Source organism: Legionella nagasakiensis (assembly GCF_900639915.1).
In the GTDB taxonomy this organism is placed as follows: Bacteria; Pseudomonadota; Gammaproteobacteria; order Legionellales; family Legionellaceae; genus Legionella_A; species Legionella_A nagasakiensis.
Map to the genome: position 1 here is coordinate 43269 of NZ_CAAAID010000009.1, position 23008 is coordinate 66276.

A 23008-nucleotide genomic window follows, 5' to 3' on the forward strand; every position below is an offset into this window, starting at 1 on the left:
TTAACCTGTAATATGGATTGGTAACATGGAAAACATTTTTTTCTCATCATAGAACTGGTTCAGTATAGAGGCTACTGAATATTGAAGATCAGGCTCTATTCTCACAGAGTTTTTATTAATTCTATTTAAGATAAGTTGGATTGCCAGGGTTAACCAATCGTCATTCTGCAATTCTTCCGATAAATGTTTCTGATTATAAAACCAAACAAGCAACGTGCAGCTGGCAGCAAAAATCCAGCAGTATTGTTCAGCAAGCCGAAATGCTTCCAGTCCACGATTATCAAGCAAGGCATGTTCGTGCAAGTATAAAATTCGTTGGTCGAATTGCATGATCTCATCATAAATTAAAGAAATTAAGGAATTAATTTTAGCTGATTTGAGAGTTAGAATGCCTGCAATCACCTCATCAACCGTGTGATTAAAGCAATTTAACCCTTTGCCGGTAAATGCGGGAATGGCTTTAGTAAAATTAAAAATTTGATTTAACCGCTGCTGATTCGTTTGTTTCGTTTGTGCACGCAGTTTTGCTTGCGGCACTAAGTGTCCAGCAATAATAAATAAATTTACCTGACTGCTGCCATCAAATAACCCTACAATTTGATTATCCCGCCTTATTTTTTGAAATATTGCCCACTCAGTGGTGCGCAAATAGGCACGGGCGCCGATGACCAGAGCGCATTGCTCAACGATTTCTTCTGCTATTTTAGGGATGATAAATTTTACAATGGAGGACCAAAGAGTCATGCTTTCAGGTATTATCGTACAGGCACGGATCATGGCTGAACCAGTGCTGTCTGCGATGAGCAAGTAACACAGACATTCCGCCAGACGTTGACTAACGGCTGGTATCGCATAGATGGATTGACCATACAATTGCCGTTGCAAACTATAAGATATTGCCAGTCGTAAAGCCGTATCCGCAGCGCCTAACGAAAGATTGGTGCATAAAGTTCGTGACACCTGTAATGTTTTATACGTAATATCTAAGCCTTGATTCTTTGCTCCAATAAGAGATGTTTCTGGCAGCCAAACTTCATCGAGGGAAAATCCACTGATGTCCAATCCTCTAACACCGTGAGTGGGTAGTTTTGCAAGGAATGTCATTTTGGATTGAACCGCTTCTTTTTCCAAGAAAAATAGGGAAAAACCCAAAAGTCCTCCTGAAGGATGTGTTCGACAAAGAATGGTGGCAGTTTTTCCCAGAGTTGCATAATTAACACACCATTTTTTACCGGAGAGAAGCCAGCCTTCAGCCTGTGGTGTGGCAATCATTTCATTAGCGGTTAAATCAGTGCCGTGCTCTTCTTCAGTCAAGGCGAGGGAACCTATATGACCATTCCGTATGTAGTTGGCTAGTGTTCGTTGTTGTTTTTCGTTACCTGCTATCCAAATGGGCAAAGCGGCTAAAAAGGTTAAACCTAAAGCAATGGCCGTTGTCAAGTCACGGCGTGCTAAGGCTTTCGTCAGCTGATATAAAGAAGAGAGGGATTGCAGTTTGCCGCCTAGTTCTTGCGGAATAAGATAATCCATATATCCCCATTGTTGAACGAAAACAATTTGCTGGGCAGGTAAAGATTCACGTTCATCCAATCGTAAGCTTTCTTGGTAATTTAAGGGCGTTGTATTTTGGCGAGGGTCGCCAAGATAATGTTCAAAGGAATGAATGAGTGGTATGAGATCATGGAGTACAGGCATGCGTTTCTTCCTATCTAGCCGATTGATTATGGATCAATAAAATGCTTTTTTTGCAAGCGAGGTCTTTCTTGTTTATGGAACAAATACTCCAAGTGCTGTGATAAGCGATTTCGCATTGCAACGGGTGTAATAATTTCATCAATAAGGCCCATCGAATAAGCGGAATTCAGCGAATTTTCACAGGCAGTCCTATTTTCTTTATTGTCGAGAGCGGCTTGATCAATTTTGCTCACTTTTGATGAGGCAGCGTCACTCATGATGCCTATGTGCGATGATTCTAGGGCAAGAACCAAATCTCCATGCTGGGATTTTGTTTGCATCATAAGAAATGCCGCAGCCCCATAACATTTACGTACAACAACGCTAATCCTCGGTACCATGGTTTGCATTGCGGCACATAATCTTGCTCCATGACGTAATAATCCTTTTTGCTCTTCTCGTTTTCCGGGCATGAATCCTGGCACATCAATCAAAGTGAGTATAGGAATATTATAGGCGTCACAAAGACGGATAAAACGAGCCGCTTTTTGTGAGGCATCTGCATCAATGGCACCACTGAAGCGGGTACTTTGATTGGCAACGATTCCTACCGGATACCCATGAATATAAGCAAAAGCACAAATCATCGCTTGACCAAAGCTGCGTTTGTATTGGAGATAGTCTGAATTGTCGACAATGGCTGCCATCAACTCTAGCATATTGAAAGGTAATTGGGGATTATCAGGAATGATGGGCATGGGCTGCAATGGTTCTCTAACGGGTTTCAGCGGTGGGCGTTCGTACGTATTGAGAGGGAAAAAATCAATGATGGCTTTCACTTGATTGATTTGCGCAGTCATTGTATCGTCGACAAAATCGGCAATGCCAGTAACGCTTGCATGCATCGCAGCCCCTCCTAACTCTCCCATGGTGACTTTTTCATTAATGGCGTGCTGCACAACCGTTGGACTGGTCACCATTAAAAAACTTCGGTTTTTATTGAAGAAGGTGATGTCCATCAATACTGAGGAATAAGCTGGCGCTCCTAGCGTTGGAGCAAGAATAACAGCCAATTGAGGAACGACGCCTGATAAGGCAATATTTTTACTGATGATTTGGGTGTATTCATTACCACTGGCAAGGCCTTCTTCCATCGCTATTCCGGGGGAGGCAAGAAAGGCAATGATAGGAATTTTTAATTCATAAGCCCTGTCCATTAACCGAGCAATCTTAATGGCGCCCTGACGACTAATATAACCGCGTTTTGAGTTGGTATTATGGGCATAAACGGCAATTGCTCGTTGATTGACTTTTGCTAATCCGGTAATGATTTCTGGTCCAAACTGATAAGTATTATTTGAATCCTGATGGGTGGGATAAAAAGGAAGAAAACTGTGTTCATCAATCAAGCTTTCTATCCATCCCATGGCAATGCGGTCAGATGATTGTAAAGACATGGTCTCTCCAATGGCTACTATAATCATAGTACATACTTAATAAAAAGATTGTAAATGGATATTTTAAAACCAAATATTTCTTTTGACGTGATTTCTGCGGCAAGGGCATGGCCTGACGGTCCTCCTATTAGCAATATCGACATTTTGCAAAAATTTCCAAGAACTGCCAATAAATCGGCCGATTTCTATAAGAAAATGGATGAAAAAATACGTGAAGATCTTGGTTTTTGTACCCGCTATTGGGTGCATAAACCATGGGAATCTTTAGATAAAGCAATCGCAACCTCTGAGTCATTGGCCATTGCGGCAGTAAAAAAAATGCTTGCCTCGCGCATTCCACCGTCATTACAGGCTTTTTTATTGGGTTCAACAACGAACAAACGATATACCGGTTCCCAGGCTTGTGCTGTTCTTGGTGAGTTTGGTTTATCAGTTCCAGCATACGATTTAAAAGCGGGATGTTCTACCTCGTTGGCAACATTGCAACTGGCATATGCATTAATGAATTTAGGGTATGAACAGGTTGTGGTGAGTTGTTCTGAAACTTTATCAAAGGTTATTGACCCGGACAATGAAAAAACATGGCTGGGGGTTGCTGATGGGGCAGCCGCTATCTGGGTTAAGAAAAATAGCACTGGCAAGTTTACGGTAGAAAAAAGTTTATTTTCCACTGAGGGTGTTTATGTAGATGCTTATACCACACGCGGCCTATTGCCGCCGTCCCATTGTCAACTGGATACGTTTGGTTATGTATTGCAAGGTGATGAAGCGTTGCTTAAAGAACTGGCTGTAAGAAAATACACGGATATGATGGATAAGCTATTGCCAAGCAAACAAGATAGAATGGAGATTAGCTGGATTATTCCTCATCAAGTTAATCGTAGCTTGATTGATTATTTAATCCAGCAATATCAATTGGAACATAGTATTTTGCTATGGGATGCAGACCGATTTGGTAATATTGGTGGTGCATCGATCCTCTTTACCCTCGCCAGAGCGATAGAAAATAATGTATTCGACAAAGAAGGCAAACTGTTGATGATGAGTGTTGGTGGCGGTCTTTCTTACGCCGCACAAGTTATTTCGTATAAACAAAAATGAATAGGTTCATTCTCGGATTGCGGTTTATCTAGGATGATGACTTGGTTGGCCTTATATTGTCCATCCTGGTATTTTCTTCAATGACTTGATTGATTAAGGCATTTCCATAACCTATCCAGGCACCTGACTTAATGGTTGTGCCCGGGCCGATGGTATTTGCCATGGCAATAAAGACATCATCTTCGATGACAACGGGTGCAAGATATAGGTAATTCCCTATGTCCGAATGGCAACTGATGTTCGTTCCACTGCCAAGAGTGACGCCTTTGCCAATTGAAATTAAGGGACAATCCACGAAATCGATGTCAAACGAATTAGTTATCCTGAAAGAGACTTTAGCACCAAGAGCGCGCCAGTAAAAAAACTTAGTGATGTTAAACGATTGCAGAAGAAAGATAAGGCCGCAAATTTTAGCGGCGCGTGCGAGAGCAAAATGGCAATACCAAGTCATTATTGCCCTATTTAATTCTCGTTTATAACGTCCAGGCCTAATAGTCGGCAGACACAGTCTGATAACTGCTACAATGGCAATAAACGTGGCAAATAATACGAAGGGGGCGAGTAGCAAAACAAGCCAGGTTTTTGAATAGCCGTAATACAAAAATAAGCCGGTAAGATTAAAGGCAAAGACGCTTGGCATTAAGCTGAAAAGAATGGAAACCCCATCAATTATAATTAAGGAGAGTGTATTTAGCTCTGTCTTTTTTGGGGGGGCGCGTTTAGGTTGTTGCTTGGTTTTTAGATTTTTTACCATGATAAAAGAATGGCTTGGTATTTTTTCTACATACTAATATTAACTTTATGATTTAGCTATCGGTTTTTATATAAGTGAATAAGGTCACATAAAAATAGTCTAAAATAACCTTAAAGAAGATGAATCATGGAAATAAATAATGACGCTTGAGTTTCAATCATTCGTGGATGTTCTTTCTCATCGTGTCCAAAAAACTCCTAAACAAATGGCTTGTCTTTTTCTAAATAAAAATGATGGTTCAGATTCAAGTCAATTGACTTATGAAGAACTGGATAGTAAAGCTCGAGCAATCGCGGCTGCCCTACAAGAACAAAATATAAAAAAAGGCGATAGAGCGTTGCTTATTTTTGTTCCCGGTCTTGATTTGATTAGTGCTTTTTTTGGCTGTCTATACGCGGGTGTCATAGCTGTCCCTGTTTATCCTCCGATTAATAAAAAATTGATGGATAAAATACGCCGTATTATAGAAAATGCTGCTCCGAAAATTATGCTGATGACTGAGGAGCATTTAAAAAAGTATGGTCGTTTAGAGGAGAAAAACAGGGCTATCATAAGCAGTCACAGCCGGAGAGAATTACTGTTGCCATTGCAGTTTGAGCGGCTTTCATGCTTGACGATAGAATCCATTCCCGCTCATTCCAGTAATCGATGGCAGCAGCCAGAAATATCATCAAAGCATCTTGCTTTTTTACAATACACTTCTGGTTCAACATCCTACCCTAAAGGAGTCATGATAAGCCATGGTAATTTATTAGATAACTTATCTAAGATTTGTCAAGCTTTTGACATGAACAAACAAAGTATTTTATTTGGCTGGCTGCCGCCTTATCACGATATGGGATTGATTGGAAATATCTTATCACCCATCTATGGAGGTTTTCCTGGTATCTTGATGACGCCGTTTTCATTTTTACAAAACCCGTTTTCTTGGCTGCAAAACATCAGTAAATATCGTGTAACCATTAGCGGCAGCCCTAATTTTGCTTATGATTATTGTGTTAGAAGAATTAAAGATGAAAAAAAACAAGACTTGGATTTAAGCTCTTGGAAGGTGGCATTTAATGGTGCAGAACCTGTTCATGCTGAAACGATGGAGCGGTTTTATCAAGCATTTAAAGAATACGGGTTTCGTAAGGAAACGTTTTATCCTTGTTATGGTCTGGCGGAAGCCACTCTTCTTGTTGCGGGAGGGATGGCGGGTGAATCTTATCATACGGTGAATGTTGCGAAACAATGTTTTCAGGATCATCGTATTCATTTTGTCGACGACATGGTTGGTTATACGCTGGTGAGTTGTGGAAAAATGAGGCACGATGTCAAAATCGTTGACCCTGATACTCATCAGGAATGTCCTGCTGATATGGTCGGAGAAATATGGCTTAAAAGTCCTAGTGTTGCTCATGGTTATTGGCAGCAGGAGGAAGAAACGAAGCAGGCATTTCACGGCACGATTCATCATAAAAAAAATAAATCGTCTTTTTTACGTACAGGGGATTTAGGTTTTATTCATAATAATGAACTTTATGTAACCGGCCGTATTAAGGATTTGATTATTTTATACGGTAAAAACCATTATCCACAGGATATTGAATACACGATTCTGCATTCTTCTTTGTATAAACAAATCGGCAGTTGTGCGGCCTTCGTCAAGGCAGTTAATAACGAGTATCGGTTGACGGTCATGTGTGAAATCAAAAATCGATATTTAGAACAATCGGCGCAAAACGCCTTATTTAATGCACTCTTCGAATTGATTTATCAGGAGCATCAACTTGAAGTTCATAAGATTGTACTGGTCCCCAATAAAACGATACCTAAAACAACCAGCGGGAAAATAAGCAGAAATTTTTGTCGACAGCAATTGATAAATAAATCCATCCCTATCATTGCGACTTGGTATTTAATCGATAACGATTCTTCACAGGAAACGTAATGAATGTTTTGCCGAATCCTATTCCTGAAAGAATAGCTCTGATTTGTCAGGGACATGAAATCAGTTTCGCCAACCTTGACCACGATGTTGATGCGATGGCAAAAAAATTTAAGAAGCTGCCCCAGGGGATCATTGCATTAACCGCTGAGAATAAGAGCACTTTTGTGATTCAGTTACTGGCAGCATTTCTTAATAATCAACCTGTTGCTGTGTTTGCCAACCATTGGTCGCAAAAAGAAATAAACGATAAATTTGATTTGTTGGGGCATGCTCTGCGCGTGGATGAACAAGGAAACATAATTTCGATGAACAGGCATTCTATTCCCAGGTGCCATGAGAAGACAGCTCTTATTTTGTTTACTTCAGGCAGTACAGGTCAGTCAAAAGCCGTGCAACTGTCACAGGAGAACATCAAAACTAACTGTCGTGCGGTTATTGATTCGTTAAATTTTTCTGCTACGGACAATCAATGGTTATTTTTGCCTTTGTCCTATTCATTTGGTTTATTAGGCCAACTTTTACCTGGCTTGATGGCCGGGATAACGACTCATTTGACAGAAGGTTTTGCCGAGATTAATGCCATGTTTGTATCAAAGCTTATCCCGCGCATGTGGAGCGGTGTGCCTTCTCATTGGAGTGTGATTATGAAAATGGCTGAACATTTTCCAAGCGTTGCCTGTCAGCTTACACATGTTATCTCAGCTGGAGCAAAATTGTCCCGAGATTTACGTGTCCGCTTAATAGAAATGTTTCCCAATGCGGTTATTTATAATAATTATGGTTTAACCGAAGCATCTCCCCGTGTCTTGACCTTATCAAGTCAGGATCCTTTATTTTTGAGCGAATATGTGGGTTATCCGGTTGGTGATTGGCGGTTGAAATTATCGAAAGAGCAGGAATTATTTATTTATGGCAAGCAGGTTATGTTAGGGTATCTTGGTGAGCGCAATTCCGCAAAAATTCAGGACGGATGGTTGGCTACCGGTGATTTGGCTGAGATTACCCCCATTGGTCTGGTTTCTATTAAAGGTCGTTGTGATTATCTCGTTAACATTGGGGGGGAAAAAATCAGTCTTGATGAAATTGAGCGTATAATCAATCAATGCTCTTTATTTGCTGAAGTCGTAGTCATTCCGGTTGAGGATGTTTTGTATGGTACCCGCTTGATGGTGTTTTTGGAAAAGAGTGGCGGGGAAGCCTCCTGTTCAAAAGAGCAATTGCTCCAAACCATCCAACAGCGCTTTGGACGATACGTGCCTCTGCAATTGCATGTTATGGCAAGCTTGCCAAGAAATAAAAATGGCAAATTAGATAGAGCAGCATTAACGGTTATTGCACAAAATTACCTGAAGGATAAGAAAGATGCTTAGTGAGCGCATTGAGAAAGCATTAGCTAATGTCGGTCTTTTAACCCTTCCCAAGGATAGGTGTGCGAAACTTGCCTATTCTGGGCTTGATAGTTTGCTCCTGGCTTTATTGATTATAGAGCTGGAACGTGAATTTAAAATTAGAATCCCCGTCGTCCCTTTGGATAAGACACGGTTTGAGTCACTCCATTCCATTGAAGCCTATCTTACAGAGCTGGGGGTAAAATGAATATTCTTATCACGGGTGGTTCTTCTGAAATAGCGGAGGCTATTGCAAGACGTCGGATAGCTATGGGGGATCATATTATGATTACTTGCTCCAGTGAAAAGACGCTGGAACAAACCCTCCAACATTACCAAGAACGAAACTTGTCCGTAACGGGATTTGTATACAATTTCCGTTGTCCGGAGCGTAGCGAACAAGTCTTGCAAGACACGCTTAAAAATCAAATCGATGCCCTGATTCTAAATGCGTTTACACGGGTAACTCGTTTTCGCAGATTGCATGAACTTCCGGTTGAGACCATTGAAGACTATATTGCAATTAACTTAAAAGGAAATATCTGGCTTATTCATTATTTATTACCCATGATGCTCAAACATCACTTTGGTCGTTTAATTTTTATATCCAGTGTTTCGTCTATTGCGGGCACAAGCGGTTATGGTGCTTATTGTACGGCAAAAGCGGCTCTTGAAGGATTATTTTTAAATTTGGCAGTGGATTATAGTGCCGATAATATTTTAGCTAATATCGTGCGTGCAGGTCTTTTTAAGACGGAAAGAACTCGAAAATTTTGGTCGCAACCAGGCTATCAAGAAAAAATGGCGAAAATAATTCCGCAGGGCTGCATGGGCGAGCCGCAGCAAATTGCGGAAGCACTGGACCCATTGCTTTCTTCTTCCACTTATATGACTGGCTCAATACTTACGGTGAGCGGCGGCCTGCCGCTTATTCGTTCAGCAGGATTTACCTCCTCATGAATTTTTTACCTGCTGAAAAAAATATCTACCTCAAAGGCCCTTGCGCCGTCTTGCCTGAGCAAGTGATGTCTAACCAGGATATCATTGCGTGGACAAATTCAACGCATGACCCATCCTTAATTAGTTTTTCAACGGGCATACGCACGCGACATTGGGTCAAAAAAGAGCAAGCCTGCAGTGATCTGGCTATCTTGGCTGTCAATGCTTTATTTGCGCAAAAAACAAAAGAAAAAGATAAGATCTCCCAACTGATTGTGGCCACGATTTCCGGGGATTATCTTTCTCCGCCTACCAGTCCTTTGGTGCAACATCGTCTCGGTTTGCAACACATTGGGGCATTTGATATTGGTGCTGCCTGTGCAGGATTTGTGGTTGGCTTACATACCAGCGCTGCTTTGGTTCAGGCTACAGCGGGGAGTGTGCTTTTAATTGCCAGTGAAATTCGTTCCAAATTTTTGAATAAGAAACATTTTGCTAGCAGTGTTTTATTTGGTGATGGAGCTGCGGCCTGTGTGGTCACTAATGATAAGAAAGAAGCAGAATTTCGTTTTATTGCTTCGGCTTTATTTTCTGATGGCGAGGTGGGTGATATTGTTTCGATTCCTGCTGGTGGTTCTCGCATGCCTGCGGCATGTTGCTCCAATTCTGATGAGCTGTTTATTAATATAAAGGAAAGTACGGCATTATTTGTAAAGGCGGTCGATGGGATGAGCGATTGTGCGCAAGCCTTTTTACGTCAATTAAATATGCCTGCTGCAACGATTGATTGGCTGATTCCTCATCAGGGAAACCGACATCTAGTCATGTCCGTTGCGAAGCAATTATCCATTCCTGCAGAAAAGGTGGTCGAGGTCGTGAACTATTCTGGCAATACTTCAGGGGCTAGCGTCGGTATTGCGCTTGATCATCTTAAACAGCAGTCTGAATTAAAACCTGGTGACAAAATATTACTGGTTGCAGCAGGTGGGGGTGGTATTGCTGCTTGTGCCTTACTGGAAGCAATATAAATTCATCGCTGGGTGAAATCGTACAAGTCTTTATAAGTATGAAATTTTATTACATCTTCTTCTGTAACCGACAGTTTATATTCTTCACTAAGGATGGCGAGTAATTCGACAATCTTTAGAGAATCCATATGAAGGTCTTCAATGAGAGTTGTATCGTCATCAATGGTTTGTATCGATGCACCTGATAATCGGCTAATGATTTTTTTTAATTCACCATCACTTAATTTCATCACGAATTTCCTTTTTTTAATAATAAACGATCAGGAACGGCTCTGCGTCGCTAATTGCCAGGCAAACAAGGAAAGTATGGCAAGAATGAGTAGAGTTGCTGCCAGAATAAACTGGTTATTCATATCCATAAAAGCAATTATCATACTGACTAATGCGGCACTTAAATCTTGAAGACAGCCATACAAGGCGCCCACTGTACCTGCCATGTTAGGGAATGGATTAAAGGCTCCGGCAAACGCGTTAATAAAGGTAAACCCTGCGCCTATGCTGAATAAGGCAACAGGGACCATAATCACCAGAACATTAATAAATCCCGATAAAGCAAATAATAGCATGATTATTCCTGCAAGTAGCATTAATAATCCACCGCTTAAGACCATGATGGGTATTCCTTTTTTTAAAACCAACAGGCTATTAATAAAACCACTGATAAAAATGCCTGCGGCAATGACAAAGGCTAACCATCCAAATTGGATGGGGGTTAATCCAAGAGTTTCTTGCAAAAGGAAAGGTGCCACGGTCAGATAAGCTATGATTCCTGCTCCGGCAAAACAGGCGCAAAGCGTGTAGCCAAGAAATGTTTTATTGTAAAATAATGTTAAATAATTTTGCTTCATAACGCTTAATTTGGTTGCCCGCGGGTTTGGATGTTGATTTGTCTCGGGAAGATATAAGGCGGTTAGAAACCATGTGATGAAGCCCAAAATAAATAAAGCCATAAAATTAGCTCTCCATCCCAGATGGAACTGGATGTAACCCCCCAATACAGGAGAAAATGCTAAAATAGCAACGCTAACCATGCCAACATAAGAGCCAATTTTTGCTAGCATCCGATCGTTTAATAGATCTCTGGCCAAGGAGCGTCCAACGGAATTACAACAGCCAATGCCAAAACCTTGGATGAGTCGTCCTGAGATTAGAAGTGGTGTTGATGTTGAGAAAAAACAAAGTAAACTCCCTGTAATGCTGATTCCTACGCCAAGCAAAATTGGTTTTTTTCTGCCTATGCGGTCGGAAAGAGGGCCATAAAACAAATGCGACGCACTAAAGCCTAGCATGAAAATAGATAGGGTAAATTGTATCGTTCCTGGGTCACTGTTTAATGCGCTGGTTATGGCAGGAAGAGATGGTGTATATAAATCAGTAGACATTTGCATTAGTGCTGCAAGCAATAAAATGATCATTAAAAGAGAAAGCGTTAACTTAGGGCTTTGAGAGTTGCTAATAGAGCCATTCATTTATTTCTGCCCTGTTTTTGGATGTTGTTTTATAATTTACCGTAAAAGTAACATATTCAAATGGCTTTCTGCCACGAAACAATAAGATATTTATTGTGAATCGTGCTACATTGATGATTTTCGGCTAAGATTATCTTATATAATAATAAATTGGTTGAAGCGTAATGGCAGAAGATTCCAAAGACACTTCTATGGAAGACCTGGTGCAACAGGGTGATGATGAGCGCAAGGCTTTATATGAAGAAGATGAATTTGACCCTGTTATTCTTGTAGAAAGAGTGTATCAATTATGGTGGCGATGGGCTGACTTTCATTTGTTTATCATCAGTCCAACCATTGACACGATATCCCCCCCCTTAATTATTCCACCAGCCGTGATAGATGATAGTGGTGAACTTGAATTTGTTTATACCATCTATGATCATGGATATAAGCTTAGCACCTCTAAGGGTGAGGAAATGCTTACCATTGGGATGTCAATGTATAAGTTATATTTAACGATTGAAAAAATGATTTATCTTTTAGTCGAGCGTCTGAAATCGGGTGGTATTGATACAGAGACTGAAGTTCAAATTGCTTTTGGTGGACATGAATTGGCACAACGCAAAGCGTTTGAATCGGTTATTAATCTTAATTACAACGTGGTTGTTACCAATTTTGATCCAGGGGTATGGGGAGAACGTTACCTGCAGAATGTGAAGCGTTTGGCGGATAAAGGTTATGGTTATCCACCGGAAGCACCAAGGGATACTTATAGGCATCCTCATACTTCGACTGCAGCAACCACTAAACGGTCATGATGTGACATTTTGTCCAGTGTTTGAGTATGGTTCTTGGGTTTTTCAAAGAGGCTGCTCCATAAAACAAGGCAGGAATAGTCAGTAAGAACCTTGCTAGTATTTGTTTTTGCTTCAGAGGAAAGGTGTGTGAAACAAGCTTCAGTTTCCATGCCCGCAGTCCAATCGTTTGTCCTCCATATCGATAAGATAGAAAATAATAATAGTAAATAATGCTTAATAAACTTAGCTGATACCAATAAGTTCCTGGATGGATGGCTTTACCGTGTCGACCTAAAAGACATAAAGCAGTAAAGACCATAAATAAAGTAAGTAGAACAAGTGCATCATAAATCAACGCGCCTAAGTATCGAATAAAGTACATTTTAATCTGTCCATCATCAGAGAGAGAATCTTATAATATTTCTAAATGAAGAATTGTTAAACTTTGCCTGGAAAAAACAGAGTGGTATACTTCCTGAGTTTTACTGGTGCTTGTCGATGATTCCGTATCGTTTCGCAGCAGTTCTATATTAAATTTCCAAGAAGGAAGAAAATCACCGTGAAGCAGAAAAGACCAGTCAATCTTGACCTGACTAGCTTGAAGTATCCACCGATGGCGATCGCATCCATTTTGCATCGTATCGCAGGGATTGTGCTATTTTTATTGTTCCCGATGTTGCTTTATCTATTCAGCTTGTCATTAAGCTCATCCGCAACGTTCCAACACGTGAGTGAATTGCTTGTTAATCCTTATTATAAGCTGATGCTTTGGATATTTAGTGCCGCATTAACTTACCATTTGTTGGCGGGTATTCGCCATGTATGTATGGACATGGGCTTTGGGGAAGGCTTGGAAGCAGGGCGGCGGAGTGCAATTATTGTCATTGTTTTTGCGATCATTTTGATAATTTTTCTGGGAATCTGGATATGGTAACAAATGTCACAAGCTTAACTGGTAATGGACTGAGAGACTGGCTGATTCAACGGGTTACAGCAATCTATTTTGCCGTATATTCCTTGTTTCTGCTGGTATTTTTACTTATGCATCCGCAATTACAATACGAGGAGTGGCGTTTCTTATTTCACGCAACCTGGATGAAAATTGCCAGTGTTATTGCGTTACTGACCTTTTTATTACACGCCTGGATAGGGATTTGGACGGTAACAACGGATTATCTGAAAGGTAAAGTAATTAGAATTTCTGTGCAATTTCTTGTGGTGTTGTTTTTGCTTGGTCAATTTATCTGGGGTTTAATGATTGTTTGGGGACAATAATAATGGCTTTTGTGCGTAACAATTTTGATGCAGTGATTATTGGTGCAGGAGGAGCAGGGATGCGTGCTGCATTGCAGCTGGCTAATTCCGGTATGAAAGTTGCACTCTTGTCTAAAGTTTTTCCTACACGTTCTCATACTGTATCTGCCCAAGGTGGAATAACCTCAGCACTTGGTAATGCCGATGAAGATGATTGGCGTTGGCATATGTACGATACCGTCAAAGGAGCTGATTACATTGGCGATCAGGAGTCCATTGAATATTTATGTAAAACAGGTCCTGAAGCGGTTTATGAGTTGGAACATATGGGGTTGCCTTTCTCTCGCATGGACAATGGAAAGATTTATCAACGTCCTTTTGGCGGCCAATCTAAAAATTTTGGTGGTGATCAGGCAACGCGTACCTGTGCTGCAGCAGATAGAACAGGACATGCTTTATTACATACTTTATATCAGCAGAATTTAAAGGCTAAAACTCATATATTTAGTGAGTGGTTGGCTTTGGATCTAGTAAAAGACAGTCATGGCCGTATTGCTGGCGTTACTGCCATGTGCATTGAAACGGGTGAGTTGGTTTTTTTCCAAAGTCGAGTATGTATTTTGGCGACAGGAGGAGCGGGGCGCATATTTCAATCAACAACGAATGCCTATATTAATACGGGGGATGGTTTTGGTATGGCATTGCGTGCAGGACTGCCTTTGCAAGATATGGAAATGTGGCAATTTCATCCTACCGGGATAGCTGGGGCAGGTACTTTGGTGACAGAAGGTTGCCGAGGAGAAGGTGGCTATCTCATCAATAAGGATGGTGAGCGTTTCATGGAACGCTATGCACCGCATGTGAAAGATTTGGCATCCCGTGACGTTGTTTCAAGAGCCATTGCTTTGGAATTGCGCGCCGGAAAAGGTTTTGATCCTAAAGGTGTTGATCATGTTAAATTAAAATTGGATCATCTGGGGGCTGATTTAATTAAATCTCGTCTGCCAGGAATTCGTGAGCTTTCACTGCAGTTTGCCGGTGTTGATCCGATTGTTGAACCTATTCCAGTTGTTCCTACTTGCCATTACAGTATGGGTGGTATACCGACTAATATTCATGGACAGGTTCTGACCAAACATCGTAGCAAAGAGCAAGTGGTCGAAGGGTTATATGCCGTGGGTGAATGCGCTTGTGTTTCGGTGCATGGTGCAAATCGTCTGGGTGGAAATTCTTTGCTGGACCTCGTGGTGTTTGGCCGAGCAGCCGGATTGCATGTGGAAGAGCTATGGCAATCTAATCAGCTCCCTGATGTGTCGTATGTATCTGAAGATGATATTGCAGCGTCTATGGTTCGTTATCACCGCTGGGAGAATTCTAAGGACGGCGAAAATCCTGCTGCTATTCGCGATGAAATGCAACGCGTTATGCAAGAGGATTTTGGTGTATTTCGTACGGGCGATGTGATGGAAAAAGGCTTGGAACGCTTACAAGCATTGCGGGAACGGTTGATTCACGCCAAATTACTGGATAAAAGCCATGTATTTAATACAGAGCGAGTGACGGTTTTAGAACTGGATAACTTGATGGTGACGGCTTATGCGACTGCCAAATCAGCACTGAGCCGTAAGGAAAGTCGTGGTGCGCATAGTCGTGAAGATTATCCAAAACGAGATGATGCCAATTGGATTAAACACACCTTGTATTTTGCCGAAGATGATCAAATCGATTATCGGCCGGTGAATACGACCCCCAAATACGTCGAGCCGTTTGAGCCGAAAGAACGTGTTTATTAATGAGGATATATTATGGCGGATACCCGAAAACTGACTTTGTCGATTTATCGCTATAACCCTGAGGTTGATGCTAAGCCTTATATGAAAGATTATGAGATAGCTATTCCGGAAAAAAGCGACCCTATGTTATTGACGTTGCTTGAACGCTTGAAAATGGAACAGGATGCTACCCTTGCCTTTCGGCGCTCTTGCCGCGAGGGGGTATGCGGTTCGGATGGTATGAATATTAATGGTACTAATGGGCTAGCTTGCGTGACGCACTTATCTAAGTTAAATACCGATAAAATAGTCATTCGTCCATTACCTGGTTTCCCAATCGTTCGTGATCTGGTCGTTGATCTGACTCAATTCTATCACCAATATGAGCGCATAGAACCTTATCTACAACATGATGGGGTTGTTCCAGCGCGCGAATACTTACAATCTCCAGAAGAGCGGGCCAAGTTAGATGGTTTATATGAATGTATATTATGTGCTTGTTGTACGAGTTCTTGTCCGTCTTATTGGTGGAATCCGGATAAGTTTGTGGGGCCTGCCGGATTGTTGCAAGCCCGGCGGTTTTTGGCGGATAGCCGCGATACTGCAACAACGCATCGATTAAATAAATTACAAGACCCATTCAGTGTATTTCGATGTCGTACCATCATGAATTGCACGAATGTTTGTCCGAAAGGACTCGATCCATCGAAAGCGATTGGAGAAATACGTCAACAAATGTTGACCCATGAAACTTAACTGATTGTCTAGGGCCTCAATTAGTTTTTCGAAGCAACGTTTGAGCAAATTAGCGCAATTTGCAGCTTAAAATACTCAATTGATGATGCCCTGTATGGTCTTAAATTTTTCAGGCCAAGAAGGCCGCTGTAAATTAACGGAAAACCCTAAGCGACTGGAAGACTCTTTCATGGAGGCATGCTCGGTACTAGGGTTTTTGGCATTTTTACAACAAGTAGCCTACACTTGCAGCGATTCCCATGCAACACTGGGGCATCAGAAAATTTGAGCGGATTCGATATTGTTTTTTGTCTATTGGACAGACCCCTTGGAGAAAGAAGTAATGAGCAGCAGTAATCTGCAAAAAGAATGGGCATCTTCCTACCTTTCTGGAGGAAGCATGGCGTATGTTGATTCTTTATATGAAGATTATCTTAAAGACCCAGCCTCAGTCCCCGCGGATTGGCAGCAGGCATTTCGTGATTTACCAAAGGTAGATGGCCAGCTCAACGAGGTTTCTCACCGAGATATACGTGATTATTTTCTCCAGCATGCAGATAAGAAAAAAGTGCAGGTTGTTTCCGCAGATATAAAGCAAGCTGAAGTGGCGCATCTGATTAATGCCTATAGAACTTATGGTCATCTTGTAGCCAAATTGGATCCTCTTGAAATGGTTGATCGACCATCGGTTGCTAGTCTCGAACTTTCCTATCACCATTTATCTGATATGGATAAGAGGCAGACCTTTTTTGCAGGTAACACATTTGTTAAAGAACGAATGTCTTTGTCTGAAATCTATGAGGCACTGCGTGAAACGTATTGCAGCAGCATTGGTATTGAATATATGCACATTGCTAATACCGAAGAAAGAAAATGGCTGCAGCAGCAATTAGAATCCGTCCGAGGTAAGCCTACGATTGATTCTGAGAAAAAACTTGCCATCCTGAAAGAATTAATTGCTACAGAAGGGTTGGAGCGTTATTTAGGAACTCGTTTCGTTGGACAAAAGCGGTTTTCGTTAGAAGGCGGTGATGCTCTAGTGCCGGTTGTAAAAGAAATTATCCGGCGAGGTGGTGAGCATGAGGTTAAAGAAATTGTGATTGGTATGGCTCATCGTGGTCGTTTGAATGTGCTGGTCAATGTTTTGGGCAAAGAACCTAATCAATTGTTTCAGGAGTTTGAAGGAAAAATCGATGGTGAGCGAACGGGTGATGTGAAATACCACCTTGGGTTTTCTTCTGATTTATGTACAGAAGCAGGCAATGTTGTTCATGTTGCCCTTGCTTTCAATCCTTCGCATCTGGAAATTATTGGTCCTGTTGTTCAGGGGTCAGCGCGCTCTCGTTTACGACGGCGCCATGATCTGGAAAAGAAAAGTGCCGTTGTGCCGGTTGTTATCCATGGTGATGCTGCTTTTGCCGGCCAGGGTGTGGTGATGGAAACGTTTAATTTTTCTCAGGCACGTGGCTATTGTACTGGTGGTACGGTGCATATTGTCGTCAATAATCAGATTGGTTTTACCACCAGCAATCCTTTGGATGCTCGTTCAACGCTCTATTGTACGGATGTTGCAAAAATGGTTCAGGCGCCAGTGATTCATGTGAATGGTAATGATCCTGAGGCGGTGGTGTTTGCGACTCAGATTGCGTTTGAATTTCGTATGAAATTTAAGCGTGACGTTGTTTTGGACTTGGTCTGTTACCGTCGTCATGGTCATAATGAAGCGGATGAACCATCGGTTACTCAACCACTGATGTATAAAAAAATAAAATCAATGCCAACGGTTCGTGAGCTCTATACAAAGCAGCTCATTGAAGCAGGCTTAATCACTGAAGCACAGATTGATAAGCTGATGGAAGAATACCGGGATAAATTGGATAAAGGGCATGCTGTGGTTGATACCATGAAAGGAGATTACAAGGGAAAAATATCCGTCGATTGGACGCCTTTTCTTCACGCAAAATGGACCGACAAGGTAGATACCGGGGTAGATGAGCAAACATTGCAAAAATTATCCAAGCAATTACACACATTGCCGGATGATTTTAAACCGCATTCTGTGGTTCAACGATTGTTGGCAGAACGGGAAAAAATGGCGGCCGATGAAATGCCGCTAAACTGGGGTTATGCCGAAACGATGGCTTATGCGACTTTATTACATGAAGGTTATGCTGTGCGTCTGTCGGGCCAAGATTCCGCACGTGGGACATTTGCACACCGACATGCTGTTCTTCATGATGCAGAGACAGGCAAGGTGATAACGCCGTTAGAAAAGGTTGCTTCTGATCCTATGAAACCGTTTGCTGTGATTGATTCAGTTCTGTCTGAAGAGGCTGTTTTAGCTTTTGAATATGGTTTTGCTGCTTCTGAACCTAACTCATTGGTGATATGGGAAGCCCAGTTTGGTGATTTTGCCAATGGTGCGCAAGTTGTTATTGATCAATTTATCAGCTCAGGAGAGCAAAAATGGGGGCGTTTATGTGGGCTTGTGATGCTTTTGCCGCATGGTTATGAAGGTCAGGGGCCTGAACATTCATCTGCCCGCCTGGAGCGATTTATGCAATTATGCGCTCAGCAGAATATTCAAGTCTGTACGCCGACTACGCCCGCTCAAATCTTTCACTTATTACGTCGTCAAGTGTTGCGAAAATTCCGCAAACCATTAATTATTATGTCGCCTAAAAGCCTGTTGCGCCATAAATTGGCAACGTCTTCTATGCAAGAACTAACACGAGGCAGCTTTCAAAATGTACTTGCAGAAGTTGATGATTTAGATGTGGAAAAAATCTCGAAAGTGGTGTTGTGTTGTGGAAAAGTTTACTATGATCTGTTGCAAAAAAGACGTGATGATAAGTTAAATCATGTGGCGATAATCCGGATAGAACAACTCTATCCATTTCCCAAAAAAGCACTGATTAAAGAGTTGGCGAAATATTCAAACGCAAAAACCGTCATTTGGTGTCAGGAAGAACCCCAGAATCAAGGGATATGGTTTTCTTCACAACATAATATTAAGGATTGTCTGCATAAAGATCATTCTCTTTATTATGCTGGAAGAGGTTTTGCTGCTGCACCTGCTGTTGGAAGTCCAAAACTTCATGCACAGCAGCAGAAGGAATTGGTGGAAAAGGCTTTACTGGATTAGTGTTAGAGCGATTAGCTCTTAGGGTATGTTTATTCCAGACTTTGGCAATCATTAAATTACGTAATCAAAGAAGGTAAAACTATGTCTATTGAAGTGAAGGTACCTGTCTTACCCGAATCGGTCGCAGATGCAACGATTGCAACTTGGCATAAGAAAGTTGGCGATAAAGTGACTCGCGATGAAAATATATTGGATTTGGAAACGGATAAAGTCGTCCTTGAAGTTCCAGCGCCGGCAGATGGGGTATTGAAAGAACTATTATTTGAGGAAGGAGATACCGTCAAAGCTGGTGAACTATTGGCTCGGATTGAGGAGGGTACTTCTGCTACAAAAGATACTGAAAAAGAAAAGAAAACAGATACAAAAAAAGAAGAAAAATCAGAAGAAGACGCTTCCGATCAATCATCCAGCCCTGCAGTCAGACGGCTTTTAGCTGAACATGATTTACAGCCAAGTCAAATTAAAGGCACAGGCAAAGAAGGTCGCATCACTAAAGAAGATGTTCTTTCATTTATTGAATCAAATCGTAGCAAAGCTGCTGAAGTTTCAGCGCCTAAGGAAAAAGGTGGTGAGGAGGCTCCAGCCGCCGGTCTTCGTGAAGAACGACGCGTTCCCATGTCAAGACTTCGCGCCAGAGTTGCAGAGCGTTTGCTGCAAGCCCAGCACAACGCTGCCATGTTAACGACATTTAATGAAGTTAATTTACAGGCTGTCATGGATCTTCGTTCTCAATATAAAGATCGTTTTGAGAAAAAGCATGGTGTGAAGTTAGGATTTATGTCCTTTTTTACTAAAGCGGTTGTTGAATCACTAAAACGTTTCCCGGCAGTAAATGCTTCTATTGATGAACAGGATATTGTTTATCATGGTTATTATGATATCGGTATTGCTGTTTCAACAGAAAGGGGTTTGGTCGTTCCTGTGGTTAGAGATGCCGATCAATTAAGTATGGCTGATCTTGAAAAGACCATTGGTGATTTTGCCGGACGTGCTCGTCAAGGCAAATTATCCATGGAAGAAATGCAAGGTGGAACGTTCACAATCACTAACGGTGGCGTATTTGGATCTTTATTGGCTACCCCAATTATTAATCCGCCACAAACAGGGATCTTAGGCATGCATAAAATTGAGGAGCGTCCTGTGGTTGAGAAAGGACAAATTGTTATTCGCCCTATGATGTATGTTGCATTATCTTATGACCATCGATTGATTGATGGCAAAGATTCAGTGCAGTTTTTAGTGAGTGTGAAGGAATTGCTGGAAGACCCATCACGTTTGTTACTTAATGTATAAATTATAAGGTATATAGAATGAATTTACATGAATACCAAGCCAAGCAGTTGTTTGCCAGCTATGGCTTGCCTGTTCCTTATGGAGATGTCGCACACAGTGTAGAGGAAGCTTTGCAGGTTGCTACACAGTTATCAACCCCGCGCTGGGTGGTTAAAGCCCAGGTACATGCCGGCGGCCGTGGTAAGGCAGGAGGTGTGAAACTTGTATCTAGTAAAGAGGAATTAGCAGAATATACTAAGTCATTGCTAGGCACAAACCTCATAACCTATCAGACGGATGAGCATGGTCAGCCGGTTCATTCTGTGTTAGTGGAGGAAACCAGCGATATAGCTCGTGAATTGTATCTGGGGGCAGTCGTTGATCGTGCTTCTCGTCGTGTGGTGATCATGGCATCCACGGAAGGTGGGGTTGAAATAGAAAAGGTTGCGGAAGAAACTCCCGAAAAAATTGTCAAAATAACCGTGGATCCATTAGTAGGTGTTATGCCGTTTCAATGTCGGGAAGTCGGATTCAAACTCGATTTAAATGATAACCAAATTAAACAGCTCACTCATCTTATGTTAGGTTTGGGGAAAATGTTTGTTGAATGTGATTTGAGTTTGCTGGAAATTAATCCTCTAGTCGTTACCAAATCTGGTGATTTGGTGTGCTTGGACGGTAAGATCAATATAGATTCCAATGCATTATATCGGCAGCATAAACTAAAGGCGATGCGAGATACTACTCAGGAAAATGAGCGAGAAAATCGCGCCCATGACTGGGAATTAAATTACATTCCTCTTGATGGCAAAATTGGCTGTATGGTTAATGGCGCAGGGTTGGCTATGGCTACGATGGATGTTATTAAATTACATGGAGGAGAGCCGGCTAATTTCCTGGACGTTGGTGGTGGTGCAACCAAAGAGCGAGTTAGTGAAGCATTCAAAATTATTCTGTCTGATGAAAAGGTAAAAGGCATATTAGTGAATATTTTTGGCGGAATTGTACGATGTGACTTAATCGCCGAAGGGATTTTAGCGGCCGTTAAAGAAGTTCATGTAAAAGTACCGGTTGTCGTTCGTCTCGAAGGGAATAATGCAGTTGAGGGGGCGAATATTCTTAATCAAAGCGATTTGAATGTTATAGCAGCCGACAGTTTGACCGATGCGGCTAAAAAAATTGTGGCAGCTATCGCTTAGGTTTGTTTCCTTGAAATACCCTATGAGGTTGCTAAATTTATTCCTGAGGCAAAGTAATGAGTATATTAATTAATAAAGAAACAAGAGTAGTCTGTCAGGGTTTTACTGGCAAGCAAGGCACTTTCCATTCTGAGCAAGCTATACAGTATGGCACTCGCATGGTAGGTGGGGTAACGCCTGGAAAAGGTGGTCAGAAGCATCTTGATTTACCGGTATTTAATACGGTACGGGAAGCGGTTGAGCAAACCAGAGCAGATGCAAGTGTTATCTATGTTCCTGCACCTTTTTGTAAAGATTCCATTCTGGAAGCTGCAGATGCCGGCATTAAACTTATTGTATGCATCACTGAAGGGGTACCAGTGCTGGATATGTTACAAGTTAAAGTTTATCTGGAAAATAATACGGATAGCCGGCTAATAGGTCCAAACTGTCCAGGCGTTATCACACCAGGCGAATGTAAAATAGGTATTATGCCGGGTTCTATCCATCTGCCAGGTAAAGTTGGTATTGTATCACGTTCAGGCACGCTAACTTACGAAGCGGTCAAGCAGACGACAGATAAAGGCTTTGGGCAAAGCACGTGTGTTGGCATTGGCGGCGATCCAATTCCTGGTACTTCATTTATTGATGTGCTGGAATTGTTTGAACAAGATCCCAAAACAGAGGCCATCATTTTGGTTGGTGAAATTGGCGGAACCGCTGAAGAAGAAGCGGCTGAATACATTAAATCAAATGTAAGCAAACCCGTTGTTTCTTATATCGCAGGGGTAACCGCTCCTCCTGGAAAACGCATGGGACATGCAGGGGCAATCATTTCAGGTGGCAAAGGAACAGCGGCAGATAAATTCGCGGCACTTGAAAGCGCCGGTGTTAAAACGGTTCGTTCCCCAGCGGAGTTAGGGGACGCCATTGCCGAAGTTACAGGGTGGTAACGCTGGCTCGTTAAATCAGTCATTAAATGACAGGCAGGAGAGTTTGATCTTGCCTGTCATCTCTTATATCAACTTGGATATCAATTTTCCACTTCTTGCCTAACCTTGTTTATTGCTGCCAATTCCACACATCCGAAAGTACAGCCATGCAAATCAGGGTAGAAAAATAAAAGAAAG

The 23008-nt window shown here is 41.7% G+C and carries 21 protein-coding genes; 15 read left to right on the forward strand and 6 right to left on the reverse strand.

Features of this window, described 5'->3' with window-relative positions; all coding sequences use genetic code 11:
• Together E1O52_RS08615 and E1O52_RS08620 are read right to left on the reverse strand one after the other, a co-directional pair.
• Positions 1–1695 carry an acyl-CoA dehydrogenase family protein gene (locus E1O52_RS08615; protein WP_133128310.1) on the reverse strand — a complete coding sequence of 565 codons (1695 nt, stop codon included), beginning with the start codon at positions 1693–1695 and terminating at the stop codon, positions 1–3.
• A gap of 26 nt (positions 1696–1721) precedes the next feature.
• A complete protein-coding gene (locus E1O52_RS08620; RefSeq protein WP_133128311.1) occupies positions 1722–3131 on the reverse strand; it encodes an acyl-CoA carboxylase subunit beta in 1410 nt (469 codons plus the stop codon).
• 54 nt (positions 3132–3185) lie between these two features.
• Between E1O52_RS08620 and E1O52_RS08625 the strand changes: the two genes are divergently transcribed.
• On the forward strand, positions 3186–4232 hold the full coding sequence (locus tag E1O52_RS08625; protein ID WP_133128312.1) for a 3-oxoacyl-[acyl-carrier-protein] synthase III C-terminal domain-containing protein: 1047 nt from the start codon (positions 3186–3188) through the stop codon (positions 4230–4232).
• Positions 4233–4260: 28 nt separating this feature from the next.
• Here E1O52_RS08625 and E1O52_RS08630 read toward each other — a convergent pair whose 3' ends face one another.
• Positions 4261–4986 carry a hypothetical protein gene (locus E1O52_RS08630; protein ID WP_133128313.1) on the reverse strand — a complete coding sequence of 242 codons (726 nt, stop codon included), beginning with the start codon at positions 4984–4986 and terminating at the stop codon, positions 4261–4263.
• A gap of 139 nt (positions 4987–5125) precedes the next feature.
• Between E1O52_RS08630 and E1O52_RS08635 the strand changes: the two genes are divergently transcribed.
• From E1O52_RS08635 to E1O52_RS08655, 5 genes are read left to right on the forward strand one after another with little or no spacing between them, the layout of a single operon-like run.
• The gene (locus E1O52_RS08635; protein WP_133128314.1) at positions 5126–6919 is read left to right on the forward strand and encodes a fatty acyl-AMP ligase; all 1794 of its coding nucleotides are present in this window, start codon (positions 5126–5128) and stop codon (positions 6917–6919) included.
• Positions 6919–8289 (forward strand): class I adenylate-forming enzyme family protein, encoded by a 1371-nt coding sequence (locus E1O52_RS08640; protein WP_133128315.1) that lies wholly within the window; start codon positions 6919–6921, stop codon positions 8287–8289. The genes E1O52_RS08635 and E1O52_RS08640 overlap by 1 nt, the downstream gene beginning before the upstream one ends.
• Positions 8282–8515 carry a phosphopantetheine-binding protein gene (locus tag E1O52_RS08645; protein WP_133128316.1) on the forward strand — a complete coding sequence of 78 codons (234 nt, stop codon included), beginning with the start codon at positions 8282–8284 and terminating at the stop codon, positions 8513–8515. The genes E1O52_RS08640 and E1O52_RS08645 overlap by 8 nt, the downstream gene beginning before the upstream one ends.
• Positions 8512–9267: an SDR family NAD(P)-dependent oxidoreductase gene (locus E1O52_RS08650; protein ID WP_133128317.1), complete on the forward strand. Its 756-nt coding sequence runs from the start codon at positions 8512–8514 to the stop codon at positions 9265–9267. Before E1O52_RS08645 ends, E1O52_RS08650 begins: the two co-directional genes overlap by 4 nt.
• The gene (locus tag E1O52_RS08655; protein ID WP_133128318.1) at positions 9264–10274 is read left to right on the forward strand and encodes a 3-oxoacyl-ACP synthase III family protein; all 1011 of its coding nucleotides are present in this window, start codon (positions 9264–9266) and stop codon (positions 10272–10274) included. Before E1O52_RS08650 ends, E1O52_RS08655 begins: the two co-directional genes overlap by 4 nt.
• A gap of 2 nt (positions 10275–10276) precedes the next feature.
• On the opposite strand, the gene E1O52_RS08660 is transcribed toward E1O52_RS08655, so the two are convergent.
• On the reverse strand, positions 10277–10504 hold the full coding sequence (locus E1O52_RS08660) for an acyl carrier protein (protein ID WP_133128371.1): 228 nt from the start codon (positions 10502–10504) through the stop codon (positions 10277–10279).
• A gap of 30 nt (positions 10505–10534) precedes the next feature.
• Positions 10535–11743, reverse strand: a complete 1209-nt coding sequence (locus E1O52_RS08665) for a multidrug effflux MFS transporter (protein ID WP_133128319.1) — start codon at positions 11741–11743, stop codon at positions 10535–10537.
• A 164-nt stretch (positions 11744–11907) separates the two neighbouring features.
• On the opposite strand from E1O52_RS08665, the gene E1O52_RS08670 reads away from it, so the two are divergent.
• Positions 11908–12543, forward strand: a complete 636-nt coding sequence (locus E1O52_RS08670) for a virulence factor (RefSeq protein WP_133128320.1) — start codon at positions 11908–11910, stop codon at positions 12541–12543.
• Here E1O52_RS08670 and E1O52_RS08675 read toward each other — a convergent pair.
• Positions 12530–12904, reverse strand: coding sequence for an RDD family protein (locus tag E1O52_RS08675; protein WP_133128321.1), 375 nt, complete (start codon positions 12902–12904; stop codon positions 12530–12532). The two genes, E1O52_RS08670 and E1O52_RS08675, sit on opposite strands and share 14 nt — an antisense overlap.
• A 177-nt stretch (positions 12905–13081) precedes the next feature.
• On the opposite strand from E1O52_RS08675, the gene sdhC reads away from it, so the two are divergent.
• From sdhC to sucD, 8 genes are all read left to right on the forward strand, one after another.
• A complete protein-coding gene (gene sdhC, locus E1O52_RS08680) occupies positions 13082–13456 on the forward strand; it encodes a succinate dehydrogenase, cytochrome b556 subunit (protein WP_133128322.1) in 375 nt (124 codons plus the stop codon).
• A complete protein-coding gene (sdhD, locus tag E1O52_RS08685; RefSeq protein ID WP_133128323.1) occupies positions 13450–13797 on the forward strand; it encodes a succinate dehydrogenase, hydrophobic membrane anchor protein in 348 nt (115 codons plus the stop codon). Before sdhC ends, sdhD begins: the two co-directional genes overlap by 7 nt.
• A 2-nt stretch (positions 13798–13799) precedes the next feature.
• Positions 13800–15569: a succinate dehydrogenase flavoprotein subunit gene (gene sdhA / locus E1O52_RS08690; protein ID WP_133128324.1), complete on the forward strand. Its 1770-nt coding sequence runs from the start codon at positions 13800–13802 to the stop codon at positions 15567–15569.
• 12 nt (positions 15570–15581) lie between these two features.
• On the forward strand, positions 15582–16304 hold the full coding sequence (locus E1O52_RS08695) for a succinate dehydrogenase iron-sulfur subunit (protein WP_133128325.1): 723 nt from the start codon (positions 15582–15584) through the stop codon (positions 16302–16304).
• A 322-nt stretch (positions 16305–16626) separates the two neighbouring features.
• On the forward strand, positions 16627–19428 hold the full coding sequence (locus E1O52_RS08700) for a 2-oxoglutarate dehydrogenase E1 component (RefSeq protein ID WP_133128326.1): 2802 nt from the start codon (positions 16627–16629) through the stop codon (positions 19426–19428).
• An 81-nt stretch (positions 19429–19509) separates the two neighbouring features.
• On the forward strand, positions 19510–20721 hold the full coding sequence (gene odhB, locus E1O52_RS08705) for a 2-oxoglutarate dehydrogenase complex dihydrolipoyllysine-residue succinyltransferase (protein ID WP_133128327.1): 1212 nt from the start codon (positions 19510–19512) through the stop codon (positions 20719–20721).
• Between the two features lie 17 nt (positions 20722–20738).
• The gene (gene sucC, locus E1O52_RS08710; protein WP_133128328.1) at positions 20739–21899 is read left to right on the forward strand and encodes an ADP-forming succinate--CoA ligase subunit beta; all 1161 of its coding nucleotides are present in this window, start codon (positions 20739–20741) and stop codon (positions 21897–21899) included.
• A gap of 56 nt (positions 21900–21955) precedes the next feature.
• Complete coding sequence (gene sucD, locus E1O52_RS08715) at positions 21956–22831, forward strand: succinate--CoA ligase subunit alpha (protein ID WP_133128329.1); 876 nt, start codon at positions 21956–21958, stop codon at positions 22829–22831.
• The last annotated feature ends 177 nt before the right edge of the window (positions 22832–23008 follow it).